This is a genomic window from Micromonospora sp. NPDC007271, from assembly GCF_040634005.1.
Classification (GTDB): domain Bacteria; phylum Actinomycetota; class Actinomycetes; order Mycobacteriales; family Micromonosporaceae; genus Micromonospora.
Genome location: NZ_JBEYER010000051.1, coordinates 37579 through 55008, shown reverse-complemented (window position 1 = coordinate 55008; position 17430 = coordinate 37579). Strand labels below are relative to the sequence as shown.

Sequence of the window (17430 nt, the reverse complement as noted above, 5' to 3'; positions counted from 1 at the left end):
GCCCCGCTCGCGACCGGTGCCGGGGTGACCGTCGCGGTGATCGACTCCGGGGTGGCCCGGGCGGCCCGGGCGGCGAGCGCGGCGACCGGGGCCAGCGCGGCCAGGCCGACCGCCCCGGTGGCGGCCCACCGGGTGGCCCGCGAGGGCGGCGTGGGCCGGGGGGCCCAGCTGTGCTCGGGCCGCGGCGGCACCGATCCGCCGTGCAGGCCGGCGCGGAGCAGCTCGGCCAGGTGGATGGCGCGCCGGCCGTCGGACGCGCTCTGCTCGACCTGGGTACGGCAGCTGAAGCCGTCGGCGAGGATGACGTCGGTGTCGGCGGCGTCGCGTACGGCGGGCAGCAGCACGCGTTCGGCGCACGCCTCGGAGACCTCGTAGTGCCCCTGCTCGAAGCCGAAGTTGCCGGCCAGGCCGCAGCAGCCGGAGTCGAGGAAGTCGGGGCGTACCCCGGCGGCGGACAGCACCGCCTGGTCGGCGCTGGTGCCGAGGATCGCGTGCTGGTGGCAGTGAGTCTGGATCAGCGCGTGCGCGGGCAGCCGGGGCGGTCGCCAGCCCGGGCTGTGGTCGTGCAGCAGCTCGGCCAGGGTGACCGTCTGCTCGTGCAGCTTGGCGACGTCCTGGTCCTCGGGGAACAGTTCGTGGGCGTCGCTGCGGAACACGGCTGTGCAGCTCGGCTCCAGCCCGACCACCCGGGTGCCGGCGCGCAGGTGCGGGCGCAGCACGTCCACCGTCCGCTGGAGCACCCGCTTGGCGATGCCGAGCTGGCCGGTGGAGATCCAGGTCAGGCCGCAACAGACCGGCCGTTCCGGCACGCGTACCCGCCAGCCGGCCGCCTCCAGCACCTCGACCGCGGCCTGCCCGATGGCGGGATGGAAGCGGTTGGTGAAGGTGTCCGGCCAGAGCAGGACCTCGCCGCGGGAGCCGTCCCCGTGGGGCGTGCGACGGGCGAACCAGCGCTGGAACGGCTCCGGGGCGAAGAGCGGGATGTCGCGCCGCTGGTCGACCCCGCCGACGGCCTTGGCGAGCTGGCTCAGCCCGGGAGCCCGCGCCAGCGCGTTGACCGCCCGGGGCGCGGTTGCGGCCAGCGCGGCCGCCACCGGCAGCCAGCCCATCGAGTAGTGCGCCCGCGGGCGCAGCCGGCCGGCGTAGTGGTGGGACAGGAACTCCGCCTTGTAGGTGGCCATGTCGACGTTGACCGGGCAGTCCCGCTTGCAGCCCTTGCAGGCCAGGCAGAGGTCGAGGGCGTCCCGGACGGCGTCGGAGCGCCAGCCGTCGCCGATGACCCCGCCCCGGGCGGTGCCGTCGAGCATCTCGAACAGCAGCCGGGCCCGGCCCCGCGTCGAGTGCTCCTCCTCCCGGGTGGCCATGTACGACGGGCACATCACCCCGCCGTGCTGCCGCCGGCACTTGCCCACGCCGACGCAGCGCAGCACGGCCCGGCCGAAGCTGCCGGAGTCGTCGGGGTAGCGGAAGTGGGTCACCACCTCGCCGTGGTTGTAGTCGACGCCGAGCCGGAGGTGGCTGTCCAGCGGGTAGGGAGCGACCACCTTGCCGGGGTTCATCCGGTTGTCCGGATCGAAGATCGCCTTGAACTGCCCGAACGCGCGGATCAGCCGGTCGCCGAACATCTTCGGCAGCAGCTCGCCCCGGGACTGCCCGTCGCCGTGCTCGCCGGAGAAGGAGCCGCCGTACGAGACCACCAGGTCCGCGGCCCGCTCGATGAACGAGCGGAACTGCCGTACGCCGTCGGCGGTGGCCAGCCGGAACGGGATCCGGGTGTGCACACACCCCTGCCCGAAGTGCCCGTACAGCGACGCCTGCTCGTAGCCGTACTCGCGGAAGAGGCGATCGAGGTCCCGTAGGTAGTCGCCCAGCCGCTCCGGCGGGACCGCCGAGTCCTCCCAGCCCTCCCAGGTGTCGGCCTCGCCCGGCACCCGGGCGGTCGCGCCGAGGCCGGACTCGCGGACCTGCCACATCTGTTCCTCGTGGGCCTCGTCGTCGAAGCGGTGCACGGTCGGCCCGCCGTCGCGCCGCAACGCGTGCAGCATCCGCACGACGGCGTCCTCCGCCTCCTCCAGGGTGTTGCCGCCCATCTCGACCACCAGCCAGCCGCCACCCGCTGGCAGCAGGTGCAGGGCGGCGGGGTGCAGGTGCTTGCGCTTCTCGAAGTTGATCAGCTTGTCGTCGATCCCCTCGAGCGCGATCGGGTGGTGCGGCAGGATGTGCTTCACGTCGTCGGCCGCGGCGGCGATGTCCGGGTAGCCGAGCCAGACCATCGCCTTGGCCGGGACCACCGGAACCAGCTTCAGCCGGGCCCGCAGCACGGTGACCAGGGTGCTCTCGGAGCCGACCAGCGCCTGCGCCACGTGAAAGTTCTTCTCGGGCAGGAGGCTGTCCAGGTTGTAGCCGGAGACCCGTCGCGGGATGTCCGGGTAGCGGGTACGGATGTCACTCAGGTACTCGTCCCGCAGTGCCCGCAGCTGGCGGTAGATCTCGGCCCGGCGGCCACCTCGGCGCTGGATCTCGGCGTACTCCTCGTCGCTGGTCTCGCCGACCCACATCCGGGTGCCGTCGTAGAGCAGCACCTCCATCTCGACGAGGTTGTCGACCGTCTTGCCGGTACGCTGCGCCGTCGACCCGCAGGAGTTGTTGCCGATCATCCCGCCGATCGTGCAGTGGTTGTGGGTCGCCGGCCGTGGGCCGAACTCCAACTGGTACGGGGCCAGCAACTCGTTGAGCGTGTCGAGCACGATGCCCGGCTCCACCAGGCAGGTCTTCGCCTCGGCGTCCACCTCGAGCAGCCGGTTGCAGTACTTCGACCAGTCGATCACGACGGCGGTGTTGGTGCACTCGCCGGCCAGGCTCGTGCCGCCACCCCGGGAGAGCACGGGAACGCTCATCCGGCGGCACACCGCGATCGTGGCGACGGCGGCCTCGACGGTGCGCGGCACGACCACACCGAGCGGAATCTGCCGGTAGTTGGAGCCGTCGGTGGAGTAGGCACCGCGCGAGCCGGCGTCGAACCGCACCTCGCCGTCGACCACCGGACGCAACTGTGCGGCCAGGGCGTCGAGGTCCACGCCGGTGGCGGGCGCGGGTGCCCGGGTCACCGGGTCGGGCAGCGCGACCGGAGGAGCCGTGACCCGGGTCATGATCGCAGCTCGTTGATCTTGTCGCGGGCGACGGTCGCCACGGTGGCCGCCTTGTGCGGCTGGCCGCGCAGGAACGCCTCGGTGAAGTGCTTCGCCTGCTCGTAACGGACCTTGCCGGGCATCGGCGGCTCGTTCGGGTTGACGTCGCAGTCGACCAGTGCCGGACCCGGGTGGGCGAGGGCCTCCCGGATCGCCCCGGGCAACGCCTTCGGATCGGTGACCTTGACGCCGTAGCCGCCGCAGGCCCGGGCCCAGGCGCCGAAGTCCGCCTCCGGCTGCCGGTGCCGCACCGCGTACTCGGGATAACCGAGGATGATCTGCTCCCAGAGGATCTGCCCGTACGCGTTGTTGTTGTTGATGATCACCTTGATCGGCAGCTCGTGCCGTACGGCGGTGAGGAACTCGGCCATCAACATGGCGAACCCGCCGTCACCGACGAAGGCGATCACCTGCCGCCCCGGGAACGCGTGCTGCATGGCGACCGCGTACGGCAGACCCGGCGCCATGGTGGCCAGGTTTCCCGACAGGTAGAACTCCCGGTTGCCGCGGATGGTCCAGTGCCGGGCCGCCCAGGTGGCGATGGTGCCGGAGTCGCAGGTCAGGATCGCGTCGGAGGTGGCCGCCTCGTCGACGCAGCTGATCAGGTACTGCGGGGCGATCGGGTCGCGGGACGGGTCCTGCAGGGCGACCATGTCCGATCGCCACGCGTCCCGCTCCCGCTGGTACTTGGTCAGGAAGGCCCGGTCCGACCGGGGCTGGAGCATCGGCAGCAGTTGCTGCAACGCCAGCCGGGCGTCGGCGGTGACCGCCGCGTCCAGCGGCAGCCGCAGGCCGAGCAGGCTGGAGTCGATGTCGATCTGCACCACCCGGGCCTGCCCCGGCTTCGGCAGGTACTTCCCGTACGGGAAGGAGGTGCCGACCATCAGCAGGGTGTCGCACTCCTCCATCAGCTCCTCGCTCGGCCTGGTGCCGAGCAGGCCGAGGCCGCCGGTGGTGAGCGGGTGGTCGTCGGGCACCACCATCTTGCCCGACAGCGTCTTGACGATCGGGCTCGCCAGCGCCTCCGCCACCGCGATGATCTCGTCGCGGGCGTGCCGGGCGCCCACGCCGACCAGCATGGCCACCTTCTTGCCGGCGTTGAGCACCTCCGCCGCGCGGGCCAGGTCGGCCTGCGCCGCCGGCACCGCCGGCTGCGACGCGACGGGGCTGCTCATCGGCGGCGTACCCGGGCTGACGTGGCGGTACGGGTCCTCGCCGGCCGCGGCCACCTGCACGTCGTTGGGGAAGGTCAGGTGGGCCACCGTCCGCATGGCCAGGGCGTGACGGATGGCGATGTCGACCACCCCGGGCACCTGCTGCGGGTTGGTGACCATCAGGTTGTAGGCCGCCACGTCCTGGTAGAGCAGCTGGGTGTGCACCTCCTGCTGGTAGTGCGAGCCGAGCACCGAGGTCTCCTGCATGCCGGTGATGGCCAGCACCGGCACATGGTCGAGCTTGGCGTCGTACAGCCCGTTGAGCAGGTGGATGGCGCCCGGGCCGGAGGTGGCGGCGCAGACGCCGATCCGGCCGGTGGCCTTGGCGTAGCCGGTGGCCATGAAGGCCGCCGCCTCCTCGTGGTGCACCAGCACGAACTTCAACTTCTCCCGCTGCCGGCGGAAGCCCTCCATCAGCCCGTTGATACCGTCACCGGGCAGGCCGAAGACGGTGTCGACGCCCCACTCCACCAGTCGTCGGGCCAGGCTGTCGCCTACGATCTCCTGCACCTCACGCCTCCTGATCTGGCCTACCCCGCTGCCCGTCGGTCGCCGGGGCGGAGGCGACGGGCGAAGCCGGCCGTCGGACGTCCGGGCCAGTCGCCGGCCCATCCCGATATCGCGGCTACCCGCGCACTTAGCCGGCAAACCTCCGATCCGGGGGCAAACCGATCGGGTGAGCCGCTGCACAGCTCCCGCGAACCCGCCCAAGCGGGCCGACCCGTCGTCGAGGAGTCAGTCCTGCGGCGGCAGCGGCTCGTCCGGGACTGGGCTGGGGTTCTGGTTTGCCGTTTCGTAGGTCGCCCGGTCGGCCTCCGGCACGGTGCCCTGCGGGCCGGCTGCCGGCGGGGACGGCTTGGACCCGCCGCGTGGGGCAGACGGGGGCTTCAGCGGGGTGCGGTCCGGCTCGTGCGAGACGTCCTCGGGGTGACTCATACCGGGCTCCCTTCCTTTGCTGAGTCGATGTCCGGCGATCCCGAGAAACGCCCGCCGCGTCCACCCCGGACCGGCCCGGCCAGTCCACCAAGCGGTCAACCGACTGGGCGACCGTGAACCCGGTACGGTTCGGCGTCCGACCACCGCACCTCAAGTCCCAGTCCGGATCGCGATGGATCCGGCCGCAGGGCGCCGTCGACAGGCGACAGCACACCGTCGAAGAGCATGCGCTCGACCCGGACATGATCATGGAAGTACTCGAGGTGACGACACCTCGGGACGGCGCAGAACGCATGCGCGGACACCGCGGGCGCGCAGTGCGCGGACAGGTCCAGGAAATGGCCGGCCGCGAGACCGGCGATCTCCAGCAGCCCGGTGATCCCGCCGCAGCGGGTCACGTCGGCCTGCAGGCAGTCCACCGCCCGGCGCTCGATCAGGTTGGTGAAGTCACGCAGCACATAGCCGTACTCGCCGGCGGCCACGTCCAGGCCGGGCGGCCCGCACTCGCGGACCAGCCGCAACCCGTCGAAGTCGGCCGAGCTGACCGGCTCCTCGAACCACGACACACCCCACTCGTCGTGGAACCGGTACGCCCAGGCCAGGGCCTGCTTGCCGGTCAGCGCGCCGTTGGCGTCCGTGAACAGGCACGGCCCGTCGCCGATGGCCTCGCGCGCGGCCGCCAGCCGGCGCGGGTCCTGGTCGGGATCGCGGGACGTCTTCATCTTCACCCGGTCGATGCCCTGGTCGACCCACCCGGTCAGTTGCTCGACCAGCCGCGGGAGCGGGTAGTTGGTGAAGCCGCCACTGCCGTAGACCGGCACCTGGTCGTGGCTGGCCGGTAGCGTCCGGAACAACGGTTGCCCGATCAGGCGGGCGCGCAGATCCCACAACGCGATGTCGACGCAGGACACCGCCATCGCGCCGACCCCGGGCCGGCCCGAGTTGCGGATCGCGGAGGACATCGCCTGCCACGTCATGGCCGGCGTGAACGCGTCCGCGCCCCGGACCACCGGCGCCAACTTCGACTCCACGAACCGTGCGACGGAGACGTCGCCGTACGTGTAACCCAGCCCGGTCACGCCGCCGCCGTGTGCCCGCACCAGGATCATGGTCGTCGAACTCCAGGTCGCCGTGCCGTCCTGCTCGATGCCGTCCGGACCGTCGGTAGGCACCGTGAAGGCATGCACGTCGACGCCATCGACGGCTACCTCCGGCCGGTTGTCCATGTCACCACCCTCGGCACGCGCTCCCGCTCCAAGGGGGGCCCGATACCCGTCGAAGCGGCTCCGAAACCCGCAGTAGGGGCACGGACCTGTGCAGAGCGGCTCTCGTCAATCTCCACCGCCAGCTCCTTCAGCAGCGGCCGTGCCTCGCGTGCCCTCGAAAATCCTCTCGATGTCGGGTCGCCGAACGTCCGTACTGGCGACAAGAACCTCGTCTCCGGCCCGCAGCACGGTCTGGCCGTCGGCGAGGATCTGCTCGCCGTCGCGGGCGACCAGGCTGATCCAGACGCCCTCGTCCCGGCTGAGGTCGTGCAGCGGACGCCCTTCAGCCGGCGCCCCCTCGTGCACGGTGAAGCAATGCATCCCGGGTGGCTCCTGTTCGAGGCGGATGCCCACGACCCAGGGTTTGAGCGGCACCGTTCGGGTTGGCACCCGGCACCACCGCGCGACGACCGGCACCAAACTGCCCTGCACCAGAACGGAGAAGGCCACCACGATGAAGATCAGATCGAAGAATCGCACCTCCTGTGTGACCTGCGACGTGAGGATGAACGTGCCGAGCAGGATCGGCATGGCGCCCTTGAGACCGGACCACACGATGAAGATCCGCTCGCCCCACCGCAGCCGCACCGCCGTCAACAACCCGCCGATGATCAGCGGACGGACAACGAAGGTCAGCAACACGGCGAGCGCCAGGCCGACCACCCAGGTGCCCTGCGCGATCACCGTACGCAGCGGAACCACCAGCCCAAGGAGGCTGAACGCCAGAATTTCGCCGAAGCTGGCGAGCGCCCCGTGAAATCGCCGGATCTCCCGCTTGAACGGCGCCCGCGCGTCCCCGAGCATGATCCCGGCCACGAACACCGCGAGGAAGCCGGACCCCCGGGCGAGGGTGGCCAGCCCGTACACGGACAGGGCGGCGAACAGCACCTGCAACGGGTAGAGCCCCTCGCTGGGCAGGACGACTCGTCGCATCATCAGCAGCATCAGCCCTCCGCCGAGCAGGCCCACCAGCCCACCCACCACCATCTGCAGGGCGAACCCACCCGCCGTTGTCCCGGCCGTGAACAGGCCCGAGGACCCGGCAGAGAGCAGCCCCACCATCAGAGCGACACCGACCGGGTCGTTCGCGCCGGCCTCACCCTGCAGGATGATGCCGCTTCGGCCGACCACCTCCCGGCGGTCGAGCACCGAGAACACCGCTGCCGGGTCCGTAGGGGCCAGGGCTGTTCCCACCAGCAGCGCGGACAGCCATCCCACGCCAAACAGATAATGGATCGAGACAGCCATGACCGCCGCGGTCAGCAGCGTGCCGACGACCCCGAGCAGCACGATCGGGCCGAGCGCGGGACGGAACTTACTCCAGCCGATACTCATGCCACCGTCGAAGAGCACGAGTATCAGTGCGACGGTCACCAGGTGCCGCACGGAGAACAGGGAAAGCCGATCGACCTGCGGGAGCACTGCCGACACCACGGCGGCGGCGAGCAGGAAGAGTGCTGGCGCGGGTATCCGCAGCCACACGGTCAACCGGTTGGACAGCACAGCTGCGATGGCAACGAGGGAGCTCACCGCCACGAAAGACGCGAAGCCGATCTCTGTCTGCGAGACCGTCATGGACATCACCGAGCAACGGGCTCCGGCGGCCGGCCAGCCGCGACGAAGCGCGCCGAGCCCGTCATCGGGCCGGTACCCGGGCCACGATCGACAACCGGCCCTGCTGCTCCAGCACCGCGAAGTCGATCGCGCCCGGGTCGGTCACCCCGTGCCCGCGCAGCAGCGCGTCGAGATCGGTACGGGTGAGCCCGGCGCCGCGCAGCTGGTCATGAAGGACCTCACCGTGTGCCACCAGCACCCGGGGTGGGTGGTCGACCAGGCGACGGCCCAGCCGGGTGAACCGGACCCGGGTGAGCAGGGCGTGCAACAGGAGGATCGCCAGCAGGGTGACCAGGCCGGCCAGGTAGCTGGCGTCGGCCGCGCTGGGCAGCCGGCCGACGATCGCGCCGACCGCGACGGCGGCCACGAAGTCGTACGGGGACACGTCGCCCACCGTGCGGCGGCGGCTGATCCGGAAGCCGACCACGGCGGTGACGTAGAGCAGCACCGCCTTGATCCCGACCCAGACCAGCTCGGGCGGATGCCCGATCAGCGCCTTCACGGCCGTCCACCCGGCGTGGCGGCCTCGTCTGCCGGCGGCGACCCGGGTTCGGCCGGAGCCGGCGGCTGCGGCCCGCGGTCGCCGTCGCGCTGGCCGCGCCGGCGGCGGTCGGCGAAGAGGCCGACCAGCAGCGATCCGGCGGCGGCGGCGCGGCCCCAGCGCCGCAGTGCGGTGCGCAGCCGGCCGGGCGGCGGGGGCGGCGGCGGGCCGGGCACCACCACCCGATCGACCCCGGGGTACGCGAGCCGGGACGCCTCCACGGCCTCCTCCTCGGAGCGTACGGCGCGGTTGGTGGTGAGGACGACGCGTTCCGCCTCGTCGCGGTAGCGCCACCGCCACAGCCCGCCCTCCGGCCACAACTCGACCCGCTCCCCCGGCCGGTCCCGGGCGGGTGTCTCGACTCCGCCCTCCTCCGCGCGGGGCGCCGGGGCGGGACCGGCGGAGCGCCGCAGGTCCGCCCGGGTCAGCTCGCCGAAGCTGGCCGCGTCGCCGCGGCGCAACGCCCGGGCGATCAGGTAGGCGGCCAGCCCGGTCAGGACGGGCAGCACGAGCGCCAGCACCCGGAACAGGTCGAGCAGGTCGTAGACGGGCACCCGCAGCAGCCGGGCGAGGATGTCGTCCCCGGCGGCGACCACGAGCACCACGAAGAACGTCAACGCGCCCACGCCCACACCCAGCCGGACCGGGTGGTCCCGGGGGCGGTCGAGCAGCTGGTGCGGCCGGCGGTCCCGGGTGCACAGGCGTTCGAAGAACGGCCAGGCGTAGAGGGCGAGGAAGGTGAACGCGCCGAGCACCACGCCCGGGAAGAACGGGGCCGGCACGAGGTACCCGGCGATCCGGAACTCCCACGGCGGGAAGAGTCGCAGCGCCCCGTCGCCCCAGGCGACGTACCAGTCGGGCTGGGCCGGCGAGGTGGACTGGGACGGTTCGAACGGGCCGTAGAGCCAGATCGGGTTGATCTGCACCAGGCCGCCGAGGGCGAACAGCACCGCCAACACCCAGGCGAACAGGGCGAGCGTGCGCAGCGTGTAGCTCGGCCACAGGCGGGACCCGACCACGTTGTGCTCGGTCCGCCCCGGGCTCGGGAACTGGCTGTGCTTCTGCCGGACGAGGATGCCCAGGTGCAGCGACACGAGGGCGACCAGCAGGGCGGGCACCAGCAGCACGTGCGTGATGAACATCCGCGGGATCAGGTAGTCGGAGGGGAACTCGCCGCCGAGGCCCAGCGCGACCAGCCACGTCCCGACCAGGGGGATCGACTCCACCACCGAGACGATGATCCGCAGGCCCAGGCCGGAGAGCAGGTCGTCGGGCATGGAGTAGCCGGTGAAGCCGTTGGCCAGGGCGAGGGCGAGCATGGTGACGCCGATCAGCCAGTTCAGTTCGCGCGGTTTGCGGAACGCCCCGGTGAAGAAGATCCGGCACAGGTGCAGCAGGATCGCCGCGACGAAGAGCAGCGCCGCCCAGTGGTGGGTCTGGCGGATCAGCAGCCCGGCCCGCACGTCCCAGCTCAACCGGACCGCCGAGGCGTACGCGGCGGAGGTGGTGGCGCCGTCCAGCGGCGCGTAGTCGCCGCGGTAGACGCGGTCGGCGGAGCTGGCGTCGAAGAAGAAGGTGAGGTAGACGCCGGTCAGGATCAACGCCACGAACGAGTAGAGCGCGATCTCGCCCAGCATGAACGTCCAGTGGTCGGGGAAGACCTTCGCCAGCGCGCGCCGGGTGATCGGGGACAGCCGCAGCCGGTCGTCCAACGCCCGAGCCAGCCGATCGATGATCACTGCCGCCTCCAGAAGCCGGCGCCGGGTGGGGCGGTGAAGTCGCCGGTGGCGCGCAGGAAGCCGTCCGGGCCGACCTCGAACGGCAGGCCGGGCAGCGGTCGCGCGGCCGGGCCGGCCACCGGGCGGGCGTCGGCCAGCAGGTCGAAGGAGGACTGGTGGCAGGGGCACAGCAGCCGCCCGGTGCCCTTCAGGTACAGCCGGACCGGGCAGCCGGCATGGGTGCAGAGCAGCGACCAGACCACCAGACCGCCGAGGTGACCGCCGGAGGGTGGCCGGATGAAGCGTTCCGGGTCCAGCCGGACCGCGAAGGCGGGGCCGTCCCCGGAGTCGACGGCGCCCTCGGGGAACACCCCGACCAGGGTGTTCGCCGGCACGTCCTCGGGGCGCAGCGGGCGACCCTGCTCGTCGACCAGCCGGACGCCCGGGCCCCACGGGGTGCTCGAGAACTCCTGGGCCGGGCTCCGGCGGTTCCAGGGCAGCAGCGAGCGCACCGGGAACAGCACCGCGACGCCGAGCGCGGCCACCGCCAGTCCGAGAGCCGCCAGCAGGCCGCGCCGCCGGATCGGGCTGTCCGGGGCGGTGAGCACCGCCGCCGTCATCGCCTGCTCGTCCGGCGGCGGGGTGAAGCCCTCGTGCTCCTCGACGGACCCGCCGACGGGGACGAGGTGCCGCCCCCACTGCGCCAGCCCCACGGCCAGCCCGGCGAAGGCCACCGCCAGGCAGACCCCCTCCCACTGAGGACCGGCGTTGAGGGCGTACACCACCGCGAAGCCAATTGCCCCGGCCGTGCTCGCCAGGAACGCGGTGACGATGCGACGGCCGGCGGCCCGCTCGGCCGGCGAAGGACGCCGGGCGCTCACTGCCCCGCCCTCCGGCCCAGCCACCGGATGGCACCCACCAGCGCCACCAACGCCACCAGCCAGCCCACCAGCCCCTCGGCGAGCGGGCCCAGCCGCCCGAGCGGGTTGCCGCCCCGGTCCAGCCGTTCGCTGCGCAGCCGCTCCACGTAGGTGGTCAGGTCGTTCACCTGCGCGTCGCTGAGCACCTGGCTCGGGAAGACCGGCATCAGCCCGGGGCCGACCCGGATCGCCTCGGCGACCTGGACGGGCGTGGCGTCGTACACCGGTGGCGCGATCCACCCGTTGGTCAGCACCGCGCCGGCGCCGGTCGTCGCGTGGCAGGGCGCGCAGTTCGCCGCGAACAGCTCCCGGCCCGAGTTGAGGTTCCCGGGCGCGACCCGCGGGATCTGCGGCCCGCCGCCGAAGCTCGACACGTGGTCGACCAGGGCCGCGATGTCCTCGGCCGAGAAGGCCGGCTTCCCGCGCCGGGCCTCCTGCTCCACGTGCGTCAACGGCATCCGTCCGGTGGAGACCTGGAAGTCCACCGAGGCCGCGCCGACGTCGATCAACGATGGTCCCTGCTGGGTGCCCTGCCCCTGCGGGCCGTGACAACTCGCGCAGCTCGCCAGGTAGAGCTGGCTGCCCCGGTCACGCGGCCCGGCGGGGCCGGCGGCCGCGGTGGGGGTCGGGCCGGGGCTCGCGGTGGGGGTCGGCGCGGGGACGAGCGCCGCGGGGCCGGCGGCGAGCAGCAGCACCGCCCCCGCCGCGAGCGCCCGGTGCGGGTGCGCGGCAGGCAGCCAGGTCCTTGGTCGGGTACGCCGCATCGGTCAGCCCGCGGTGTAGAGGTAGGCGACGATGTCCTGCGCGTCGATCGCGCTGACGCCCAGGTTCGGCATGGCGGTACCGGGCTCAACGGCCTGCGGGTCGGTGATCCAGCGGCGCAGGTTGTCTGCGTTGTTCGGCAGCTCACCGGCGATGTAGGAGCGGGCGCCGAACTGGGTCAGCGGCGGGCCGACCAGCCCGTCCGCCTGGTTGATGCCCGGGATGGTGTGGCACGAGCCGCAGCCGTACCGGGCGATCAGCTGCGCGCCCCGATCGGGCCGCCCGGCGTGCGACTGCGGTGGCGGCGGTGGCGGGGCCGTCGACGCGCAGCCGGGGACGGCGACGATCGGCAGGCCGACGAGGGCCACGCCGAGCGCCCGGAGGGTACGGGTCAACGTCATCGGGCCATCCCTTCCGATCCGGCCTCGACCGGTCGGGCCACCGGTGCCGCGGGCGGCCCGTCGGGGCGATCCCCGGCCATCCGCAGCAGCCAGCGCAGGAACACGCTGAGCGCCACGACCAGTACGACCACGTCCATCGGCGCCCACATCAGCAGCCCGGCGAGCTGCTGGTCGGTCAGCGGGTCCGGGCCGAGCACGCGCACCGGGTAGACCGGTTCCGGGGCGAAGGTGAGCACGGCGCCGAGGGCGGAGGCGGGCAGCATGGTGCCGACCAGCAGCAGCACCGTCACCGGGGCGGGCGGGCGGTGCCGGGCGGTGCCGAGCACCGGCGCCCAGAACAGCCAGGCCGTTCCCAGCAGGCAGAGGTGCTCGGCGTAGTGCACGACGGGCCGGTCCACCGCCGCGACGTACGGCCGCGGCAGGTGCCAGAACCAGAGCGCGACGATCTGCGCCGCCCCGGCCAGGAGGGCGTACGTGGTGGGCCGGCGCAGCCGGCGTACCGGTGGCGCCGCCCGGCAGCGGGCGAGCAGCCGGCGCAGCGGCGCCGGCGCGGCCAGGCTCAGCGGCAGGCCCGCGGCGCCGGCCGCGAGCAACGGCCCGGCCACCAGCAGGAGCAGCATGTGCTGGGTCATGTGGCCGGCGAACGAGGACTCGGCCAGCGTGTGCACCGGGCCGTGGTCCGCGGCCAGCACCACCAGCACGCCGGCGCCGAACGCGCCCACCCGCCAGGCCGGCAGGACCGCCCCGGCGCCGCGCCGGTACCACAGCTCGTGCACGCCCCGGCCGTAGCCGGCGGCGAGCACGCAGATCGCGACCACCGCGAGCATGGTCAGCAGGCTCTCGGCCGGGGCATCCGGGCCGTGGGCCCGGTAGCCGCTCACCGCTGGCATGGCGGGAACACCAGCACGGCGACCCCGCCGAGCACGATGATGGCGAGGAACAGCAGGTTGGCCCAGACGCCCAACCCGGCGAGCATCCGGGACCGGTCGTAGGCGCGGCCCGTCGTCCCGGCCGCCTGAGCCCCCGCGGTGCGCCGCCAGGCCAGCACGGCCACCAGCAGGGATCCCACGGCGACCAGGCCGGGGAGCACCACGGCCAGCCCGACGGCCTGCCAGAGCGGCAGGGCCGAGATGGACTCGGCGCCGGCGGCGCAGGCCAACTCGTCCAGCGACCAGGCGGCGAGCAGGTGCACCGCCCAGGCGACGCCGCCGCCGAGCACGCCGTACCAGAGCAGCAGCCCGCCGGCCAGGCGGACTCGGGAGTCGGGTCGGGTGGTCATCACAGCCGCGGGGAGAGGTAGATGGTGAACAGGATGGCGACCCACACCGTGTCGACGAAGTGCCAGTAGATGGCGGCGTTGCGGACCCGCTCGTGGCGGTGGGACCCGAAGCTGCCGCCGCGCAGCGAGGCGGCGAGCAGCCACCCGATCATCGTCAGGCCGACCAGGACGTGCAGCCCGTGGAACCCGGTGATCACATAGAAGAGCGAGCCGTAGACGTTGGTGGTCAGGGTGTGCAGCTTGAGGTCGTCGGAGTACTCCTTCACGAGCAGGCCCATGAAGGACAGCCCGAGCACCATGGTGATGGCCAGTCCGGCGCGCAGCCGCCCGCGGCGGCCCTGCCGGATGCCGCGTTCGGCCCACACCACAGGAAGGCTGCTGGGCACCAGCACCAGGGTCATCAGCAGCGGGATGAGCAGCTTGGGCTTTTCGAGGCCACCCGGCGGCCACTCGGGGCCGAACTGGAAGCGCAGGTAGAAGTAGCTGCCGAGCAGGCACGCGAAGAGGGTGGCCTCGGTGGCCACGAACATCACCATGCCCCACCAGCCGGTCGGTCGGCCGGCCGGCAGTTCCGTGCTCAGCGCCTCCGCGCCGGTGGCCGCGGCCACCACCCCGCCCCGGTCGGTCATGTCGCCACCCCCAGTTCCTCGACGGGACGGCGGGGCGGCCAGAGCCAGGCCGCGATCGTCGCCGCCACCGCCAGCACCGCGGCCAGCGCCACCGGATACCAGGCGAACAGCATGGTGGCGAAGAAGACCAGCAGCGCGCCGGCGAGCACGAGCGGCTTGAAGCTGGACTCCGGCATCTCCACCGCCCGTTCGTAGCGGGCGTCCAGTTCGCTGGTGAACAGCGTGCGCTTGCCCTCGCTGAGGATGCGGTCCTCGGTCGCCCCCGCACCGGTGGATTCGGCGGTCCGTTCGTCCCAGGCCGGGTGCAGGCTGTGCACCCGGGGGATGACCGGGAAGTTGTACGGCTCGGGCGGTGACGCCGCCGTCCACTCCAGGGTGTCGGCCTGCCACGGGTCCGGCGGCGCCGGGCGGCCCCGCCACAGGGTGTGCACGATGCCGGCGAGCACCAGCAGCAGGCCGAGCGCGAGCAGGTAGGACCCGGCGGTGCTGACCAGGCTCCACCCGTCCCAGCCGGGCTCGCTGCGGTAGGTGTAGATCCGGCGGGGCATGCCGAACAGGCCGGTGAGGTGCATGGGGAAGAACGTGACGTGCATGCCGGCGAACACGAGCCAGAACGCCCACCGCCCGAGCCCCTCGTGGTACATCCGGCCCGTGATCTTGGGAAGCCAGAAGTAGATGCCGGCGAGCATCGGGAACACCGCCCCGCCGATCAGCACGTAGTGGAAGTGCGCCACCACGAAGTACGAGTCGGTGGTCTGCTGGTCGAACGCGGTCAGCGCGAACATCGCGCCGGTGAAGCCGCCGAGCACGAACGTCACGATGAACCCGATGACGTACAGCAGCGGTACCCGCAGCACCAGCCGGCCGAGCAGCATGGTGGCCAGCCAGGCGAAGATCTGGAGGCCGGACGGGATGGTGATGATCGTGCTCGCCGCGCTGAAGAAGCTGTAGGACAGCTGCGGCAGCCCGGTGGCGAACATGTGGTGCACCCAGACCCCGAACGAGATGATCGAGATCGCGACGATCGCCAGCACGATCAACGGATAGCCGACCACGCCTCGGCGGGTGAACGCCGGGAGCACGGCGGAGACGATCCCCAACCCCGGCATCACGATGATGTACACGTCGGGGTGCCCGAAGATCCAGAACAGGTGCTGCCAGAGCAGCACGTTCCCGCCGCCGGCCGGGTCGAAGAAGTGGGCGCCGAAGCGACGGTCCAGGAAGAGCAGGGCGTTGTCCGCGTTCAATGCGGGCAACGCGAAGATCACCATGAAGGACGTGGCCACGATCGCCCAGACGAACAGCGGCACCCGGTTGAGCGACATCCCCGGCGCGCGCAGCTTGAACGCGGTGACGATGAAGTTGATCGACGCCGAGGTGGTGGAGATGCCGAGGAAGAGCAGGCCGAGCGAGTAGATGTCCATGTGCAGCCCCGGGTTGTGCTGCAGCTGGTTGAGCGGCGCGTAGGCGAACCAGCCGTTGTTCGGCGCCGCCCCGAAGGGCACGCTGGCCCACATGAACAGGCCGGCGAACAGGAACACCCAGTAGCCGAAGGCGTTCAGCCGGGGGAACGCCATGTCCCGGGCGCCGATCATCAGCGGCACGAGGAAGTTGCCGAAGCCGAAGAGCATCGGGGTGGCGAACAGGAAGATCATCGCCGTGCCGTGCATGGTGAACAGCTGGTTGTACTCCTGCGGGGACACCACGCCGGACTCGGGGCGGGCCAGCTGGGTCCGCATCACCAGGGCGCTGATCCCGGCGAGCACGAAGAAGAACCCGGCGGTGACCAGGTAGCGGCGGCCGATCCGCTTGTGGTCGGTGGTGCTGAGCCAGGTCCGCAGCGAGGGGCGCTCGCCCCAGTGCTCGGCCAGCCGGGCCAGGTCGTCGCCGCTCAGGCCGGTGGGCGGGCTGGTGGTCGTCGGCATGTCCCACCTACTCCAGCGACCGCAGGTATGCGATGAGGTCGGGCAGCCGGGCCGCGTCGACCGGCTGCGGCGGCATGGCGTTGCCCGGCTTGACCGTCTGCGAGTTGGCGATCCAGCCGCCCAGGTGGCCGGCGTCGTTGGGCACGGCCCCGGCGCCGATGCTCCACCGGGACCCGACGTTCGACAGGTCCGGCCCGACCTTCCCCTGGGCGCCGGTGCCGCGGATGCTGTGGCAGCCGGCGCAGGTGCCCTGGACGAAGGCCTGCTGGCCGCGGCGCTCGGCGTCGGTCTGCGGCTGCCGGGCCGGGGCGTCCAGCCGGGCCAGCCAGGCGTCGAACTCGGCGCGGGGTTGCGCGACGACGAGGAACGCCATGTGGGCGTGCTGGGTGCCGCAGTACTCGGCGCACTGGCCGCGGTAGCTGCCGGCCCGCTCCGCCCGTAGCCAGGTCTCCCGGGTCTCTCCGGCGATCAGGTCCGTCTTCGGCATCAGCTGCGGCACCCAGAAGCTGTGCAGCACGTCGTCGGTGCGCAGGCGTACCCGCACCCGCTCCCCCACCGGGATGTGGATCTCGTTGGCGGTGGCTCCGGACGCGCCCGCGTACCGCACCTCCCACCACCAGGTGTGGCCGGTCACCTCCACGGTGGGCGCGTCCCCGTCGGGTGCCGCGCCGAGCGCGGCGAGGTCGCGCAGGCCGACGCCGTAGACGGCGACGAGGATGACGAACGGGATCGCCGCCCCGGCGACCGCGACGAAGCGCAGCGGTTGTCCGTGGCGTACCCGGACGTTGCCCCGCCGGAACACCAGGGCCCAGACCAGCAGCGCCATCACCTCGACGAACACGGCCACGGAGATCCAGAACAGCAGCCACCACAGGCCCGCGACCCGGGCCGCTCCGGTGCCGGCCGGGTTCAGCGCCGACGGCGAGTCGCCGGCGCAGGCGGTGAGCAGGCACAGACCGACCAGCGCGCTGACGACCGGGCGCGGCCGCCGCCCCCGGCGGGTCCCACTCCAGCTGGTCTGCGCTGTCGTCTCCATCG

Annotated in this window: 15 protein-coding genes; all 15 read right to left on the bottom strand. The window is 72.4% G+C overall.

Annotation, left to right across the window (positions count from 1 at the left end; all coding sequences use genetic code 11):
* The coding region (locus tag ABZ570_RS19490) for an FAD-binding and (Fe-S)-binding domain-containing protein (RefSeq protein ID WP_358065131.1) at positions 1-3149 on the bottom strand (3149 nt) is incomplete at its 3' end.
* Positions 3146-4912 carry a thiamine pyrophosphate-dependent enzyme gene (locus ABZ570_RS19485; RefSeq protein ID WP_358065128.1) on the bottom strand — a complete coding sequence of 589 codons (1767 nt, stop codon included), beginning with the start codon at positions 4910-4912 and terminating at the stop codon, positions 3146-3148. The genes ABZ570_RS19490 and ABZ570_RS19485, both read right to left, overlap by 4 nt.
* A gap of 225 nt (positions 4913-5137) precedes the next feature.
* On the bottom strand, positions 5138-5338 hold the full coding sequence (locus ABZ570_RS19480; protein WP_358065125.1) for a hypothetical protein: 201 nt from the start codon (positions 5336-5338) through the stop codon (positions 5138-5140).
* Between the two features lie 95 nt (positions 5339-5433).
* Positions 5434-6564 (bottom strand): enolase C-terminal domain-like protein, encoded by a 1131-nt coding sequence (locus ABZ570_RS19475; RefSeq protein WP_358065122.1) that lies wholly within the window; start codon positions 6562-6564, stop codon positions 5434-5436.
* Positions 6565-6669: 105 nt separating this feature from the next.
* On the bottom strand, positions 6670-8178 hold the full coding sequence (locus tag ABZ570_RS19470) for a cation:proton antiporter (protein WP_358065119.1): 1509 nt from the start codon (positions 8176-8178) through the stop codon (positions 6670-6672).
* A 61-nt stretch (positions 8179-8239) separates the two neighbouring features.
* Positions 8240-8719 carry a YetF domain-containing protein gene (locus ABZ570_RS19465; RefSeq protein ID WP_358065116.1) on the bottom strand — a complete coding sequence of 160 codons (480 nt, stop codon included), beginning with the start codon at positions 8717-8719 and terminating at the stop codon, positions 8240-8242.
* On the bottom strand, positions 8716-10497 hold the full coding sequence (locus ABZ570_RS19460; protein WP_358065113.1) for a ubiquinol-cytochrome c reductase cytochrome b subunit: 1782 nt from the start codon (positions 10495-10497) through the stop codon (positions 8716-8718). The genes ABZ570_RS19465 and ABZ570_RS19460 overlap by 4 nt, the downstream gene beginning before the upstream one ends.
* Positions 10494-11357, bottom strand: coding sequence for a Rieske 2Fe-2S domain-containing protein (locus tag ABZ570_RS19455; RefSeq protein ID WP_358065110.1), 864 nt, complete (start codon positions 11355-11357; stop codon positions 10494-10496). Before ABZ570_RS19455 ends, ABZ570_RS19460 begins: the two co-directional genes overlap by 4 nt.
* Positions 11354-12160, bottom strand: coding sequence for a c-type cytochrome (locus ABZ570_RS19450; RefSeq protein WP_358065107.1), 807 nt, complete (start codon positions 12158-12160; stop codon positions 11354-11356). Before ABZ570_RS19450 ends, ABZ570_RS19455 begins: the two co-directional genes overlap by 4 nt.
* Positions 12161-12163: 3 nt before the next feature.
* Positions 12164-12559, bottom strand: coding sequence for a c-type cytochrome (locus ABZ570_RS19445; protein ID WP_358065104.1), 396 nt, complete (start codon positions 12557-12559; stop codon positions 12164-12166).
* Entirely contained in the window at positions 12556-13440 is an 885-nt protein-coding gene (locus ABZ570_RS19440; RefSeq protein ID WP_358065101.1) for a cytochrome c oxidase assembly protein, read from the bottom strand. The genes ABZ570_RS19445 and ABZ570_RS19440 overlap by 4 nt, the downstream gene beginning before the upstream one ends.
* Complete coding sequence (locus tag ABZ570_RS19435) at positions 13437-13838, bottom strand: hypothetical protein (protein WP_358065098.1); 402 nt, start codon at positions 13836-13838, stop codon at positions 13437-13439. The genes ABZ570_RS19440 and ABZ570_RS19435 overlap by 4 nt, the downstream gene beginning before the upstream one ends.
* Entirely contained in the window at positions 13838-14467 is a 630-nt protein-coding gene (locus ABZ570_RS19430) for a cytochrome c oxidase subunit 3 (RefSeq protein ID WP_358065095.1), read from the bottom strand. Before ABZ570_RS19430 ends, ABZ570_RS19435 begins: the two co-directional genes overlap by 1 nt.
* The gene (gene ctaD / locus ABZ570_RS19425) at positions 14464-16392 is read right to left on the bottom strand and encodes a cytochrome c oxidase subunit I (protein ID WP_358065092.1); all 1929 of its coding nucleotides are present in this window, start codon (positions 16390-16392) and stop codon (positions 14464-14466) included. The genes ABZ570_RS19430 and ctaD overlap by 4 nt, the downstream gene beginning before the upstream one ends.
* A gap of 7 nt (positions 16393-16399) precedes the next feature.
* The gene (gene coxB / locus ABZ570_RS19420; protein WP_358065089.1) at positions 16400-17428 is read right to left on the bottom strand and encodes a cytochrome c oxidase subunit II; all 1029 of its coding nucleotides are present in this window, start codon (positions 17426-17428) and stop codon (positions 16400-16402) included.
* Positions 17429-17430 lie beyond the last annotated feature (2 nt).

What these genes read in the sequence shown, in the direction of transcription:
- ABZ570_RS19480 (WP_358065125.1), bottom strand. Translation starts at nt 5,338, where the DNA reads ATGAGTCACCCCGAGGACGTCTCGCACGAGCCGGACCGCACCCCGCTG.
- ABZ570_RS19475 (WP_358065122.1), bottom strand. Translation starts at nt 6,564, where the DNA reads ATGGACAACCGGCCGGAGGTAGCCGTCGATGGCGTCGACGTGCATGCC.
- ABZ570_RS19470 (WP_358065119.1), bottom strand. Translation starts at nt 8,178, where the DNA reads ATGACGGTCTCGCAGACAGAGATCGGCTTCGCGTCTTTCGTGGCGGTG.
- ABZ570_RS19450 (WP_358065107.1), bottom strand. Translation starts at nt 12,160, where the DNA reads ATGCGGCGTACCCGACCAAGGACCTGGCTGCCTGCCGCGCACCCGCAC.
- ABZ570_RS19445 (WP_358065104.1), bottom strand. Translation starts at nt 12,559, where the DNA reads ATGACGTTGACCCGTACCCTCCGGGCGCTCGGCGTGGCCCTCGTCGGC.
- ABZ570_RS19435 (WP_358065098.1), bottom strand. Translation starts at nt 13,838, where the DNA reads ATGACCACCCGACCCGACTCCCGAGTCCGCCTGGCCGGCGGGCTGCTG.
- ABZ570_RS19430 (WP_358065095.1), bottom strand. Translation starts at nt 14,467, where the DNA reads ATGACCGACCGGGGCGGGGTGGTGGCCGCGGCCACCGGCGCGGAGGCG.
- ctaD (WP_358065092.1), bottom strand. Translation starts at nt 16,392, where the DNA reads ATGCCGACGACCACCAGCCCGCCCACCGGCCTGAGCGGCGACGACCTG.
- coxB (WP_358065089.1), bottom strand. Translation starts at nt 17,428, where the DNA reads ATGGAGACGACAGCGCAGACCAGCTGGAGTGGGACCCGCCGGGGGCGG.